Origin of the sequence: Wolbachia endosymbiont of Litomosoides sigmodontis (genome assembly GCF_013365435.1) — a bacterium.
Lineage (GTDB): Bacteria > Pseudomonadota > Alphaproteobacteria > Rickettsiales > Anaplasmataceae > Wolbachia.
Map to the genome: position 1 here is coordinate 874,030 of NZ_CP046577.1, position 16,111 is coordinate 890,140.

Below are 16,111 nucleotides of genomic sequence, written 5' to 3' on the forward strand. Positions count from 1 at the left end.
GCTAGTACTGTTCTTAAAATGCAACATATTCTTACTACAGCTGTTATACAGTACTTTTTTGCTATAATTACAGCATTAGTTTTTTTACAACATATGCATTATTTTACACTCTCTTCACGTTTTTTTTGCTGATTACATGACTTTTTTATCTAAAAATTTTAATTTCAAATGCCATTAAATCTTGCTATTCTACTTACTTCAGTATGGCTTCTTTTCTATTATTGTCTATCCATTTCTTGTACAGTGAGAATTGGCGCTAGATACCCTAATTACTATAACAACTTTATACCTTGACTAACTTTAACAGATATGGCTTAAGATACTTACCAGTAATACTTTCTGGTATATCTATTATTTCTTCTGGAGTTCCTGTGGCAATCACTTCACCGCCTTTTACCCCACCCTCTGGACCAATGTCTATTATATAATCTGCAGTTTTTATAACATGTAAGTTGTGCTCAATGACTATAACAGTATTTCCTAGATCGACTAACTTATGAAGTATCTTCAGTAAATTATTTACATCTTCAAAATGCAATCCTGTCGTTGGTTCATCAAGAATGTATAATGTTTTCCCAGTAGACCTTTTTGATAGCTCTCTGGAGAGTTTTATCCGTTGTGCTTCACCTCCAGACAATGTTGTTGACGGCTGTCCAAGTTTTATATAACCAAGTCCTACTTCCCGCAAAGAAATCAGCTTTTCTTTTACCATTGAAAGGTTTTTAAAAAAATCACACGCTTGATCTATTGTCATATCAAGTATGTCAGAAACTGATTTTCCTTCGTAAGTAACTTCTAGCGTTTCTCGATTATATCGCCGACCTTTACACTGCTCACATTTGACATAAACGTCAGGTAAAAAATGCATTTCTATTCTTAAATGTCCATCACCTTTACACGCTTCACACCTCCCTCCCTTAGTATTAAACGAAAATCTGCCTATGTTATAGCCTCGTGCTTTTGATTCTGGAAGACCTGCAAACCAATTTCTTACATGAGTGAAAATGCCGACATATGTTGCTGGATTCGATGCTGGAGTTCTACCAATTGGCGATTGGTCTATTTCTATAATTTTATCTATATATTCAAAACCTTCAATCTTATCACATTGACCATACTTCGCAGATGAACCATACATTTTACGTGCCAAATATTTATATAAAGTTTCTATAACTAAACTTGATTTTCCCCCCCCTGATACCCCAGTTACGCAAACAAGATTCCCTATAGGAAACTCAACATCTATATTTTTTAAGTTATTCTCACGCGCATTTATCACTTTTATGTACTGAGTTGCTCGCTTTCTTCTTTTTGAAATTGAGATTGTTTTCTTTCCACTTAAATATTGCCCTGTTATGCTTATTGAGCTCTTTTGCACTTGATCTGGTGTTCCTTCTGCAACAATTTTCCCTCCATTTACACCAGCTCCAGGACCAATATCAATTGCATAATCAGCAGCCATTATTGTATCTTCATCATGCTCAACAACAATCACGGTGTTTCCCATATCTCTCAACTTTTTAAGTGTGGCAATTAATCGGTCATTATCGCATTGATGAAGGCCTATTGATGGTTCATCAAGCACATATAGAACACCTGTTAACCCTGAACCGATTTGTGAAGCAAGCCTGATTCTTTGACTCTCACCACCAGAGAGAGTGCTTGATTCACGATCAAGTGTAAGATAACTCAACCCTACATTCTTTAAAAAAGTTAGCCTCTTAATTATTTCATTTAATATCTTATTTGAGATTTGCTTCTGTTGTTCTGTAAGCTTGCTCGGTAGATTCTTAAACCATTTAAGAAATTCATCTATACTGAGCCTAGATATCTCACCTATATGTCTACCATCAATCTTCACTGTTAGTGCTTCCTTTCTTATTCTAAAACCAACGCACTCCTTACAGTTAGTGACAGAGCAATATCGTTCAATAAGCGTTTCGTCATAATCTATCTGATTTTTTAAGATATCTACTAAACCTTGAAATTTCATTTCTTTAGAACCAAAAAATATTACATCTTTTACATTTTGATCTATATTCTTCCACGGAGCGTCAAGGCTAAATTTACGATCTTCAGCCAGTGATAAGATCACATTTTTCAAAAATCCATAGCTTGCATGTACTTGACGAGATATTGATCCCACTGGCCTTAAAGCACCTTCAGATATTGAAAGCGTTTCATCTGGTACTATCAGCTTTATGTCAATATCCAGCTTTTTACCAAGCCCATTACATGAATAACATGCACCGTAAGGACTATTAAAAGAGAATAATCTTGGTTCCACTTCCTCAAGAGCGAAACCAGATTCAGGACATGCAAAATTTTCTGAGAAAATTAAAATTTGACCATTTTTATACTTGGAATTATGATTATCAGGCAAGCTTATTATTTTTGCGTACATTAAGCCGTGGCCAAGCCTCAATGCTGATTCTATACTACTGGGTAATCGATTTCCTATATCGTCTGATACCAATATCCTATCTGTAACAACGAAAATGTCATGTTTCTTATTTTCATCGATCTTAGGTAAAGCATCTATGTTATGTATCTCACCGTCTATTTCTAACCTCACATAGCCTTGCTTTTTTATTTCTAATATCTCTTTGAGATATTCTCCCTTTCTACCACGTACAATGGGAGCAAGTATATGTATTTTAGTTTCTAAAGGTAGCGCCATTATAATATCTGCAATTTGAGATACAGTTTGCTTTGTTATTGGCAATCCTGTTGCAGGCGAATAAGGTACTCCTATTCGCGCATACATTAAGCGCAAGTAATCGTAAATTTCAGTAACAGTTCCAACCGTTGATCTTGGATTTTTTGAAATTGACTTCTGATTAATGGATATTGCAGGAGAGAGGCCCGTAATCGATTCAACATCTGGTTTATCTTGAATGTTAAGAAATTGACGCGCGTAAGCTGACAGGCTTTCAATATATCTACGTTGGCCTTCTGCATAAATTGTATCAAACGCAAGGCTAGATTTGCCAGAGCCACTTAGCCCAGTTATAACAACTAACTTATTTTTTGGTATATTGACATCTACACCTTGCAGATTATGCTCTCTTGCACCCTTAACTTTTATAAAATCGTCCATATATCGCATACCTTCAATTATTATAGTTTATAAATACATAAACTTGCAGTAACTTTCCACTAATTTTTAACTATTATGGAAAATAAAATGAATACAAGCTTACTTAAGAAGGACATCATTTGCACAGCTTATGGGAAATACAAAAATCTCTTGACAAACTTCACCATCTTCTTCCTTACCTAGCATTAAAACTAGTTATTTACCTTTTCTGTACATATTAAATGACAAAAAAGCTTAACATGTCTGGTGCCTCATGTTTGATTTTTTGTACTATGTGCACCTTAATGTTTTTTGCATCGTTATCTGTATACCAACCAGTGCTGTGAATTAGCTTGCTAATCGCTTAAAAATATTTTAAAATGTAACTGGTAAAATGATAGTGAATAATTAGCTGTCATGTATTTTCTTTTGTCTTTTTTACTGTTAGTAATTTTCTTGATACTATGATTGGAATAATTGTAGATTAAAAGCAACTAAATTGTAGTTGTTAAGCGTTAGAATAAAAAGACGCCGTGTTTAGAAAGTTAAATATAAATAACTAGTTACCTAACTGTAGTTCTTTTGCCTTTTTCTATTTAGTCAATTTCTTAAACATTAAAGCAAAAGTTAGTTGCAGTTTAAAAGCAGCTAAATTACAGCGTTTAAGACTTATATCAATTCTCACTATACAAGAAACGCATAGACAATACTGAAGTAAGTAAGATAGCAATATTTAAATGGCATCAAAACCAAAATTATGAAATGAAAAAATCGTGAAATCAGCAAAAGAAATGCTGAAGAAAGTGCAAAATAATGCACATGTTGTAAAAAAATAAATACTGTAATTGTAGCAAAAAACACTGTATAACAGCTGTATCAAGAATATCTTGTATTTCAAGAACAGCATTAACCGTATGAATAAAGCACTTAAAATTTGGAAGAAAAGAAAAATTGTTTACTCCATCTCAAAGTGGTAGAAAAATTAGATTGAATTAAAACAATTTAAACAGGTTGAAGTATATATAAAAATCCAATATTACCATTAAAGGAATGATAATAGTAATCTAGGAGAAATTTCGCTTGAACATCAGAAGTCTACAGTAATATACAAAAAATGAAGTTTTCATATATTACGTCAAGACCAATTTACAATGAACAAGATAAAGTAGATAAGAAGACTTTAAAAAACTTAATGAGACTATTGATAAGTATTCTGAACAAGAGTTGCTCATCTTTGATGAATCGCGGTTAACACACATTTGAAAATTTAATACTGGTAGTCTAAAAAGGGTATTAGAACGCAGATCAAAGTAGAATCAGATAAATAAAATTTTCATCTCTACAGTACAATTAATCCTAGAAATAGAAAGAGTTCTAGCTCATTTGAGCTTAAATATTAAGTACTGATTGCATCAATATATTTTTTGAACAAATGTTGCAATATTTAAAAATAAGAGAAGTCTTTCTTATCCTGAATTGTTCTAGTGAAATAAGTCAAAAATTTAAAGGTACCAAAAATATTGAGATCATATATCTACCACCATACTCACCTGAGCTCAATTCTATTGAGGGACTCTAGTTGTATATAAAATAGAGTATTTTGCATAATAAAATTTGTAATACAGTTGATCTGCTCGAGAGTGCTTTGTGCAAGTTTATTACCTTCTCTTTCTCACTTTACAATTAAATAACTCTGCAATGTAGTTTATGATCCATTAACAATAAGAATTAGTCTAACTTTGCTATTTTTTCCACTCTAGACTTTTGAATAGTTCTAATTTATTATATTATCTCACTTCCGCTCTATCTTATTTTACCATTTTGCTGAACGTACACCTCTCTTCAATAACGTGGCGAAAATGTCTGATTAATCCTTGAATTGGCCAAGCTGCAGCATCACCAAGTGCACAAATCGTATGACCTTCTATTTGAGTTGTAAGGTCAAGTAATTTATCTATTTCACTAGGCTTAATATTTCCTGTTACCATCCTTTTCATAATCCTCCACATCCATCCAGTACCCTCGCGGCATGGTGTGCACTGTCCACATGATTCGTGCATATAGAAGTGCGACAACCTTTCTATTGCAGCTATTATATCAGTTGATTTATCCATCACTATTACTGCAGCAGTACCAAGCCCTGACTGTGCCGCCCTTAATGAATCAAAATCCATTTCAATAATATCACATATAGATTTTGGAATTAATGGTACTGAAGACCCACCAGGTATTACAGCAAGCAAATTATCCCAACCCCCTCGTACTCCACCCGCACACTTTTCAATCAATTCACGCAGAGGAATTCCAAGTTCTTCTTCAACATTACACGGATTATTTACATGCCCTGAAATACAAAAGATCTTAGTACCAGTATTATTTGGTTTGCCAAGAGATGCAAACCACTCCCCCCCACGACGCAGAATGTCTGGAACCATAGCTATAGTCTCAACATTGTTTATCATGGTTGGGCAGCCAAAAAGTCCAATATTCGCAGGAAATGGAGGTTTCATGCGGGGAAAGCCCTTTTTCCCCTCAATTGATTCAAGCTGAGCTGTTTCTTCTCCACATATATAAGCCCCTGCACCTCTATGGATAAACACGTCAAGATCATAACCTGATTTGCATGCATTCTTTCCAATTAGACCTTCTTTATATGCTTCTTCAAGTGCTTGTTTTAAAACTAAATATTCATTATAAAATTCACCCCTAATATAAATATACGCAACAGACGTACTAATTGCCCTACCAGCCAGAAGAATCCCTTCAAGCAATTTGTGCGGCTCATACCGCAATATATCTCTATCCTTACATGTACCAGGTTCCGATTCATCCGCATTGATTACTAAGTATGTCGGTTGCTCTTTTGAAGGATTCTTAGGCATAAAGCTCCACTTAAGCCCAGTAGAGAATCCCGCCCCACCTCGACCTCTTAAGCCAGATTTTTTTATTTCATCAATGATTTTTTCTGATCCTAAATCCAATATTTTTTTTGTTTTTTGCCAAGTACCACGTTTTTTTGCACCATTGAGTAGTGGAGTTTCTTTACCATTCAAATTAGTGAATACTTTGTCCTGTTCTTTCATCATGCTTTCCGAGACTTTAGTGATCCCGGCGCGAATCGAACGCGCGACCCACTGATTAAAAGTCAGTTGCTCTACCGACTGAGCTACGGGATCGTTTTTCGGCCATATTCTATATTAAACAGTAATACAACCTTTATCCGTTTTAATCAAACTAAAATTTTCATATGTGGTTAAATAAATTATACAATAGACTTTTTGCACATTAAATCAGTTTTAATACTAATTCTAGTAACAATAAGTCAAATAAGTTAAATCGTAGAGTTATTTAATTGTGAAGCAAAAAAAAGGAAATAAATTTGTACAAAGCACTCTCAAACTAAGCAATTATATTACAGACTTTATTACGCAAAATATTCCGTTTTATATACAACCAAAATCCCTCAATATGATTGAGTTCAGGTAAGTACAGTGATAAATATATAACCTCGATATTTTTAGGCACCTTTAAATTTTGACTTATACCAACTAGTACAATCTATAACAAAAAATACTTCTCCCATTCTAAAACATTGCAACATTTATTCAAAAAATATACTCATACAATCAGTACTTACATTTAAGCGTAAACAAGCTAGAACTCTTTCTATTTCTAGGATTAACTGACTGTAGAAATAAAAATTTTGTCTACCCAATTTTACTTTAACCTGTGTTTTAATACCAAGTCTTACTGTATAAAGAACGGATAAACAATAATGGAAAAGGAAGCCTTACTGAAGTAAGTAAAATAGCGATGTTTAGATGGCATAAAAATCAAAATCATTGAATGAAAAAATCGTGAAATCAGCAAAATAAATACTGAAGAAAGTGCGAAATAATGCATACGTTGCAAAAAAATTAAATGCTGTAATTGTAGCAAAAAGCACAATATAACAGCCGTATCAAGAATACCTTGTATTTCAAGAACAGCACTAACTGTATGAATAAAGCACCTAAAATTTGAAAAAAAAGAAAAACTGTTTACTTTACCTCAAAGGGGTAGAAAAACTAGATTGAATCAAAGCAATTTGAACAGGTTGAGTATGTATACAAAAAAATCTAATATCACCATTAAAGGAATGATAATAGTAATCTAGAAAAAATTTGGCTTAAATGCCAGAAGTCTACAAACATATGCAAAAAATGAAGTTTTCGTATATTACGTCAAAACCAATTCTCAATAAACAAGATAAAGTAGATAAGAAGACTTTAAAAAACTTAATGAAACTATTGGTAAGTATTCTGAACAAGAGTTATTCATCTTTGATGAATCGCGGAGGTTGCATACATTTAAAAGTTGAATACTGGTGGTCTAAAAAGGGTGTTAGAACGCAGGTTAAAGTAGAATTAAATAGACAAAAATTTTCATCTTTACAGTGCAGTTAATCCTAGAAATAGAAAGAGTACTATCTTATTTGCGCTTAAATATAAGTACTGATTGTATGAATACATTTCTTGAATAAATGTTGCAATATTTAAGAATAAGAGAAATCTTTCTTATCATGGATTGTGTCAGTTGAGATAAGCCAAGAAATTTAAAGGCACCTAAAATATTGAGATTATATACCTACCACCATGCTTACCAGAACTCAATTCTGTTGAGAACTTTAGTTCTATATAAAACACAGAACATTTTGTGCAGTAAAGTTTATAATACAATTGCCTTTTGTTTGAGAGCGCTTTGTGCAAAGCTATCACCTCTCTTTTTCACTCTGTAATTAAGCAACTCTGCAATGTAACTTATTTGAATTATTAAAAATAAGAATTGGTGTAAGCTTATATAGATTATAAACTTAGAGATATCAATTTTATAACAATAATGCTGACCAAACTAAATATTTGCTCTAGTTTCAATAAGCATTGTTAAAGGATTCTCTATATAATGTTTAAAGGCATTTAAAAACTTTGCTCCTAACACTCCGTCAACTATTCTGTGGTCAACAGAGAGTGTTACTGTTATTATTTCTGCTATCTCTATTTTTTCATTGATAACAATAGGCTGTTTTTTAGATGTACCAACAGCCATAATGCAAGATTGTGGTGGATTAATTATAGCGCTAAAAGCTTTTATATTGAACATACCTAAGTTGGAGATAGTAAATCCTCCACCTTGAAATTCTTCTAGTCTCAATTTTCCAGATCTTGCTCTGATTACTAAATCTTTCACTTCTTTTGATATAGATAAAATACCTTTTTCATCAGCATTTTTCACTATAGGAGTGATAAGCCCATCTTCAAGTGCTACAGCGATTGAAATATCTATATTCACATATCTCAGTATCTTATTATCTATCCATGAAGAATTTATATCAGGAAATTTTTTCATGCTGAAAGCTGCAGCTTTTATAATTAAGTCGTTAATCGTCACTTTATTGTTTACATCTGCTGAGTTAATTTCATTTTTGAGCGATATTAGCTTATCAACTTGGCAGTCTACAGTTAAGTAAAAATGTGGAACATTTCGTTTGGCCTCAATTAGGCGCTGTGCTATCACTTGGCGCATGTTACTTACTTCAATTATAGTATCTTCATCCGATCTTTCACGATTTTTAATTTGTATATCACTATCTAAAAACTCCAACACGTCAACTTTAATAATGCGACCATATGGCCCAGTACCCTTTAACCGTCTAATATTAACCCCTTCATTCTGAGCTATCTTTTTAGCTAATGGGCTTATTTTTATTCTACTTTCTTCTGTTATCTTGGTACCCCCTTCCTTCTTGTCCCACAGTGTCAAGCACTGAGAGGAGATTGAACGGTTAGATAATACTGAAGAATTAAATGATACGAAAGAGTTGGATGACATTGAAGAGGTGGTTGCAACTTTTTCCTTAGCCACAATACTGGTAGCAGAAACTGAAACATAGTTATCAGCCGCACTTTTGTCTTCTCCTTCTTCCAGCATTATAGCTATCAGCTGATTTACAGGTACGCCACTTGTTCCTTCCGATACTAAAATTTTAGCCAAAACTCCCTCATCCACAGATTCAAACTCCATTATAGCTTTATCAGTTTCTATTTCAGCAATGACATCACCTACTTCAACTCTATCCTGCTCTTTTTTACACCACTTCACAATCTTTCCCCCAGTTTTACTCATCGTTGGAGAAAGAGCAGGCATTAATACTTCTATAGGCATTTATTATAAGTTTAAAATCTATTCAATTTTTAATTTATTCTTTATCTTGTGTCAATCTAATCATGAATCTTAATAAATAAATCTACCATATTATTGTCTTTATTATTTAGCTTCAATTTGTTTGCTCACGACTTTATCACAACAAAATCAAACAAATTCAATCTGAAAACAGTGCAAGGGTTTCACTATCCTATAACATGGATATACACTTGTAAAAATCTACTCCTAAAAATAATAGAAGAGTTTAAAAATTGGCAAAAGGTCTATAATATCAACAAAGACTGTGGATGGACAAAAAGTAATCTACTTAGCAATAAGCGCTCGCGATGATAAAAAAAGATACTCATGAATATCAAAACAGAGTACAGACAGTAAGATTATTATAAAAATAGACAAGTCAGTTATAATGAGACTAGAAAAGTGTAATAAAGAATGGTGCCTTGCTATTTTACTAAAACACAAAGCTTGAATATAAAAAAACATATATATGAAATTAATTAGGTCAAAAAAGATCTCGAATGATAGTAGTTTCTGAACCTTCTGCAGCATCCTCTTCGTGTGAAGTAGAAGGTTCTTCACACTTCGGAAAATTACTCTCTTGTACAGGACTATTACATTGCACACAGAAACTCCTTAACACCTCTCCAGCAGATAAATTTAAAATTTTTATAATAGATTTTTCACTTTGTTCTTTTAGTAATTGACCTGCCAAGAAATCAATCTAGGAAATTTGTGCTATCTTCTTTTTTAGCTTCACTTTTGATTTTATTTCCTATACTTGCAATTTCATCTTAGTCAATTTCCTTTTTTATTATGTTGAATGAATTTGCAATACCTTAAATGCTTGATCCTATAATAGCTACTATCAATTACATAAAGAGTAATAGAATTAAATAGATCACTTGCAGCACTTATATATGGCGTAAATCAAATAATCATTATGATGTTCAACGTAAAATTGTTGTTCTATTAACTCAGAAATTTTGCTTTTTAGAGGTATAAAATACCCCATCTTTATATAAGAGCCTATACCCTTTTTGCAAAAATAACAGCAACTAAGCCTAAATAACAAGCTTACACGTATTTTATTTTAATTAATTATTAAAGTACAGTGATAGAACCTATACCTTTCAGGTAGTTTAGTTATAATTCTGGATCTTTTAGCTATAGCCCTAATAATTTCTTTTTGATTTCTTCCTCTATCTCCCTAGTCAGATTAGAATAAAATTTTCCAATTAAATTGCTAATACTAGCATTACTATTCTGGCCTACAAGAGCATTAACTATTTTTTCCACTTCTTTATCATCAACTTGTACAGATTTAATAATAACATAACCAGGAGAGCCTCTGCTATAGACTTGATTAGTGTTATCAATACAACCACCTGCACCAGGATTACTACTCTTAAAATCACTGCTACACTTTACTATTTCATACTTAACTTTACCATCTTCTATATACGCTACTTGATTATCTTCTGTAAAATCTTTACCTGTTACTACTGTTGGATTTCCTAATATCTCTAAATTACCTAAATTATCATGAACCTTTGTCTTCTTATACTCTTTTCCACCATATATTCTATGCTTACCACCACCTGCAACAGTAATTAAATCTTTACAATTTACTTCTGAAGAGTCTTTGCACATCTTTATGAAAGTTGGTCCACCATCCTTATTGGATATATTATTTGTGAGTCCCCCTCCTCCCTCTGTAGCTTGAGCCCTAATTATAGGATAATTAGGGTCAATCTTCAATTGAACTTTAATATAATCTCCCGGCATTCCTAATCTACTTTCCGTAGAGTGAGCTGTATTTTTTATATGACCTGCTTCACCACCTCCCCATGCTTCTATCTCAATAGAATCATATTTCGATAAATCATCTGTATAATTATCATCACTTGAAAAGATATAAGCTTGTGGCAAATTTCTACTTTTTAGCCGCTTATTTATTGTATCAAGCACCTTCTTCTTCACACTCTCTAAATCAAGCCTACATAATTTATCAGCGTAAAAGACCTCTGTTCTGTCTGCTTTAATTGGTCGATCTTTTAATTGTGTGCACTTCTGTATTTCATTTTTTTCATTTCTCAATGTTTTACCATCTTTGTCTTTACAATCCACTTCTTCATATCTTAAGTAAAACGGATTACCATCTTCTTTATTTAAATATTGCTCTAAATCTACCAGTTTATATACTATTCTCAGTCCTTTATCAGATGCAAATGCTTTATCTATTTCATCATCTCTTTTTACACAGTAACTACATTTCTTCTTCTCTTGTTCATTTTCTTCAGGAAAGAAAATGTATCCTTGCTTGTCAAATATCATTTCATCTAACTGTTTTTGAGGTCTTTTCAACAGGTCGACTATTTCCCTTTTCTTACTTGGAAGATAATAGAACTGATTTGATTCCATTGAATAAACAGCATTGTATTTAATATACCTCGCTCCTATTGATTTTAGCAATACTATCTCACCATCCTTCTCAAGAACAAACTCTTCTGGCTCTGCCTTCCAACCAGAAAGGCAAAGCATTTTATTATTAGAATCTCCTTGATCTCTTACTCTCATATATCTCACTTTTATTTTTGGTTGTCCCATATCATCCAATTCCCACTTAGTAGGTCCAATTTCATTATTTTTGGTAGAATTTGTTATACTGTAATCCTTGCCATCAGAAAACCGAATCCCAATATTAGGAGTAAGCCCATACTTTTCTAAAATTTTAAACTGAGGATTCTTTTTTAATATACTTTCTACAATATCAGTGATATTACCTTTATTATTATTACCATTAGTTGTTTTTTTTACTATCCTGGGCTTGACTACTTTTAAAGATAGAGGGCCAATATTTGTTAAAGAATCAGTATTAACATAGAAAGTATTTGCACTCATCTTCATCTTTACTTCTAGTGTATTTTCATCTACTATTTCCACCCTTTCAGGTTCTGGAGCAGGTGGAGCTGGAAAACAGCGGACAGACTGCAGATTTTCTTTATCTATATTTTGAGTTCCATAGTATTCAGCACAGAGCTTACCCCTTTTTCTATAGGTCTTAAAGTAATGGGTAGTACCTCTATCATCTTCAATTTCATGTGAAGTTCTTTGAAAATTCAAGTCTTTTTTTCCTAGTTTATCAATGATTACTCTAACTCTTGGATTAAAGTAATCATTGTCCTTATCTGTTATAGGAACAATTTTAACCTGTGGAGAGAACATTCCAAGTTGTTCACAGAATGGAAGTGGACCAGGTGCAAGTGGTATAGGAGCACACTTTATCTTTTGCTTTCCCTGACTCCACGATGAACAGGTATCACAAGCTTTTTCCATCTCCCCAGGACGGAAAATATTTCCACCTAAAAATACTCTAGCACCCCATGAAGAAATTCCTGACATACAAGCCCCCTTTTGACTGCAAGCGCATATTTTAGGAGAGTTAGCAAATTTTACTTTCTCTTCATCAGTAACATTGTCTGCCCATTCCCACTCAAGACCCTTCGCAATTCCTTCTTTGATTTTTTTACTGCTATCTGCCTGAATCGTTCCACTAGCCAACATTTTATCCCCTTCCCAATCGATAAAAACTGCAGCAGAAACTCCAGCACCTGTACTTTGTGTTCCATATATCTGATGGCAAGATGTTCCACTAGTTAATATATAACAATTATTTTTTCCCCCATAATCACAGACCTGAATCTTTGGATTAAAATAACCATCAATCCCTTGGTCTCTTACCTGCCTTACTGTAATGTATTGGTATGATTCTTCGTCGATTCGAAAACTTCCAGCAGTACCGAGACTAAAAATTTTTGCAAAACCCTCTAAAGCTTTTCTGCCCCCAGCTTCAAATTTAGTATTACTCTCTACAAAAGGTGGACAATCAGCATATACTTGGCACGAAAGATAAAATGTTAAAAATAGTATCAATAAAAAATTAAGTCTTACACTTTCCATAAAATATCGGCAGCCACTTATTCACTTCTTCTCCTTCTTCTTTTATTGCTTCATACATATACTTTATAGTCTCTTTGTTGGCTGAGAGCACATGTATTTCTTGCATATTCTTCAAATCTAAATTTAAAGTTACTAATCCTTTATACTGCTTTATTAAAAATAAACCTTCTTGAGTTGGTGTTTGCAAAATTATATTCAGTTCCTCTTTTGATAAGGAAAATGCTTTCATATACAATCTATTCGCATTGACATTCGGCATTAAAATTCTTGTATCAACATGTTTATCTAAATATTGAGTAAATTCGCTAGCAAATGCCAAGTTTAAGTTTTCAGTACTTAGAATTACTACAACATTTAATTCTGTCATTCTTTGCATCCAATTATCAAATTCTTCCTCTGTAGAAAAAATATTACTTATCTCCCATGCTTCATCTAAAACAAGTATTGCAGGCGAGCCATCACACTGAGCTTCAAAAGAATGTAAAAAATAGTAAAGTATTACAGACATACATTCTTTACATTTTGTCAGGTTTGCAGTATTAAGAGATATAATTTTTGTTCCCCAGTCAATATTTGATTCATCACCACCTTGAAATAAATAAGCAAATTCACCATCACCACACCATTTATTTATCTTACCTTCCAAGAGCAAGAGCATCTCAGAAATTTGTGAAATAGAACGCGATTCTCTAGGTATAGCAAATATAAAATCTACAACTTTTTTTATCTTTTCTTCTACATCTACTAAGTCAGTATCTACCACCATTCTCTTGATCAGTTCAATCAGCACATTGCGATTGGAAACATTATCTTCAACGTTTAATGGGTTAAATTTTAGGCTTTTATTTTTATATCTCGGATCGATTACATAATATTTACCACTCACTGCTTTGGTAAAAATTATTGATTTTCCAGTATTATCTAATATGATAATCCTGGGATTAAATTTTCTTGACTCCGACAATAGAAAATTAATCAATGAGGTTCTACCAGAATTTGGAGCTCCAAGTATCGTAGTGTGACCATTGTTTTTCTTTCCATGAAAATTAAAGAAGTAAGGACTTCCCTTTTTCGAAAAAAAGACCGTTACTGCTTCTTTCCATCTTCCACCTTTAAATGTACCTGACGTAAAATCATGTAGCATAGCAAAACTGCAAGCGTATTTTGCTAATATATTTTTTGGTTGTGTAATAAAAGCAAAATTGCCTGGAAGGCGTGCCCAAAAATGATCTTCCATATGAAGGTCAGTCCTAAACATCATCAAACCAATTAACGACATCACGGAAGATAAACTGCTAATATTTTCGGCCAATTTATTTTTACCATCTGCAAAAATCGTAAAAATAATCTTCTGTTGGCAAAAGTCTATAGCAGAAGTTTTTTCAAGTTCTATTATTTCTTTTATTTCTGAATTTCGAAATAAAGTATTATCCTCACTGGCTTGTAGCATATTAATTTGTTTTTTAAATTCTTTTACTGCCTTATTATTACTAGTAAATATTATTATTTCTGTGATAATAAGCTCAGAGTCAAGTTGCAAGCACTTGTTTATATTGCCCAAGGGAATTTCCCGATATTCCTTTATGCAAAAAATAGAGCCAAACTTCTGTTGATTTTCAAATATTGTTTGAAATGTATTAAAACCGAAAGCTACTTTTAAATTTTTAATATGTTGCGACAGATCCATTTCACATATTGGATGATCCTTATGCGTTAATGTAACAATATAATGGAGAAATTCCATCATCTCAGAATATATTTCATCCTCATTAAACCTCAGAGCCAGTTTTTTAGCTCCGAAAAATTCTAAGTCACTTTGAATTAAATCAGTTACCTTCTGTAATTTGCGATAATTTTCTTGTAAAGACAACTTATGCTTATTCTTTATCCCACCGAAAAAAAGTGAATTATTACTATGCTTATTAAAATTGCTAACTAATACCACAATGTACAACTCATTTATATACTGTAATTTACTATCAGTGAGTTTACCAAGCCACGTTAAGTGTAGCTTATCAGAAAAATCTCCAGTCTTATTCCATTTCAAACTCAGCTTATTACGCTTTCTAACAGTATGAATCCAAATGGTAAAACATAGGCTATTAATATTTTTTAATATACTTTTTCTAATCTCAGTTCTAAGATCGCTGTAATTATCAGCAGAGAAGTAATCTTCTAATTTAATTATCTTTAATAACTCCCCATGTTTTGTCAGTATTGTTTCTTTATCGTAATGACAAGCATAAGGAATGAAATCCAAATTAATACTCTCTAATAATGCTAAATTATTCTTTTTTTTAAACTTAGGATTAATTGTTGGTGTTTTTACTTGCATACAACATCATGCATATTCAACAAAGATAACTTTAATAAGTGATACTTAATTTTTATCTTTTTTTTTGCTATCTGGCTGCACTTTTACAAAATTAAACTTCTCTTTCAAGTAATCCGTTGCCTTTTCTGTACTACCAAACATCATAATCAGTACACCAAACATTATCATAAAAAAGATCAGCCCCCTAAACACTATTGCAAGCATCACTGCAGCTATACATAGCCCTATAACTGTTGAAGGACTCATGTTTTTTACAGTATCTTTCACTGAAAATGAAGAAATAAAACTTCTTACCGTCTTTTGTACATCCTTTAACTCATCACGCATCGAATCTGCTCCACCAGAATATGATGCAAAAATGAAGCTTAACAGAGCTATAAAAACCAAAACTTTATTCAATTGAATGTGCATCAACTAAATACCTTCTAAACACCTTTTAATTATAATAACTTTCATATCAACAGGCAAGAGCTGAATTTACTCTTGTTTACTATGATTAACATATACATGCATTTAACTTTTACCGTCTTATATCA

At 32.6% G+C, this 16,111-nt stretch carries 7 protein-coding genes, 1 tRNA gene and 2 pseudogenes; 2 read left to right on the forward strand and 8 right to left on the reverse strand.

Annotation, left to right across the window (positions count from 1 at the left end):
• Positions 1-283: 283 nt before the first annotated feature.
• Positions 284-3,100, reverse strand: coding sequence for an excinuclease ABC subunit UvrA (gene uvrA, locus GOY07_RS03535; RefSeq protein ID WP_175838287.1), 2,817 nt, complete (start codon positions 3,098-3,100; stop codon positions 284-286).
• 770 nt (positions 3,101-3,870) lie between these two features.
• Here uvrA and GOY07_RS03540 point away from each other — a divergent pair.
• Positions 3,871-4,766: pseudogene (locus tag GOY07_RS03540) on the forward strand (IS630 family transposase).
• 121 nt (positions 4,767-4,887) lie between these two features.
• Here the strand turns inward: GOY07_RS03540 and nuoF are convergent.
• Both nuoF and GOY07_RS03550 read right to left on the reverse strand, forming a co-directional pair.
• A complete protein-coding gene (gene nuoF / locus GOY07_RS03545) occupies positions 4,888-6,165 on the reverse strand; it encodes an NADH-quinone oxidoreductase subunit NuoF (RefSeq protein ID WP_175838288.1) in 1,278 nt (425 codons plus the stop codon).
• A gap of 17 nt (positions 6,166-6,182) precedes the next feature.
• A tRNA-Lys gene (locus GOY07_RS03550) sits at positions 6,183-6,255 on the reverse strand.
• Positions 6,256-6,954: 699 nt separating this feature from the next.
• Between GOY07_RS03550 and GOY07_RS03560 the strand changes: the two are divergent.
• Positions 6,955-7,894: pseudogene (locus GOY07_RS03560) on the forward strand (IS630 family transposase).
• 75 nt (positions 7,895-7,969) lie between these two features.
• Here GOY07_RS03560 and GOY07_RS03565 read toward each other — a convergent pair.
• The 5 genes from GOY07_RS03565 to GOY07_RS03585 all read right to left on the reverse strand — a co-directional run bounded on the left by GOY07_RS03565 (position 7,970) and on the right by GOY07_RS03585 (position 15,986).
• Complete coding sequence (locus GOY07_RS03565; protein WP_175838292.1) at positions 7,970-9,280, reverse strand: pyruvate dehydrogenase complex dihydrolipoamide acetyltransferase; 1,311 nt, start codon at positions 9,278-9,280, stop codon at positions 7,970-7,972.
• Between the two features lie 502 nt (positions 9,281-9,782).
• Positions 9,783-9,992 carry a hypothetical protein gene (locus GOY07_RS04455; RefSeq protein ID WP_246224391.1) on the reverse strand — a complete coding sequence of 70 codons (210 nt, stop codon included), beginning with the start codon at positions 9,990-9,992 and terminating at the stop codon, positions 9,783-9,785.
• Positions 9,993-10,444: 452 nt separating this feature from the next.
• Positions 10,445-13,240 (reverse strand): hypothetical protein, encoded by a 2,796-nt coding sequence (locus tag GOY07_RS03575; RefSeq protein ID WP_175838294.1) that lies wholly within the window; start codon positions 13,238-13,240, stop codon positions 10,445-10,447.
• Positions 13,221-15,575 (reverse strand): VirB4 family type IV secretion/conjugal transfer ATPase, encoded by a 2,355-nt coding sequence (locus GOY07_RS03580; protein ID WP_175838295.1) that lies wholly within the window; start codon positions 15,573-15,575, stop codon positions 13,221-13,223. The genes GOY07_RS03575 and GOY07_RS03580 overlap by 20 nt, the downstream gene beginning before the upstream one ends.
• 45 nt (positions 15,576-15,620) lie before the next feature.
• Positions 15,621-15,986 (reverse strand): hypothetical protein, encoded by a 366-nt coding sequence (locus GOY07_RS03585; RefSeq protein ID WP_175838297.1) that lies wholly within the window; start codon positions 15,984-15,986, stop codon positions 15,621-15,623.
• Between the last annotated feature and the right edge of the window lie 125 nt (positions 15,987-16,111).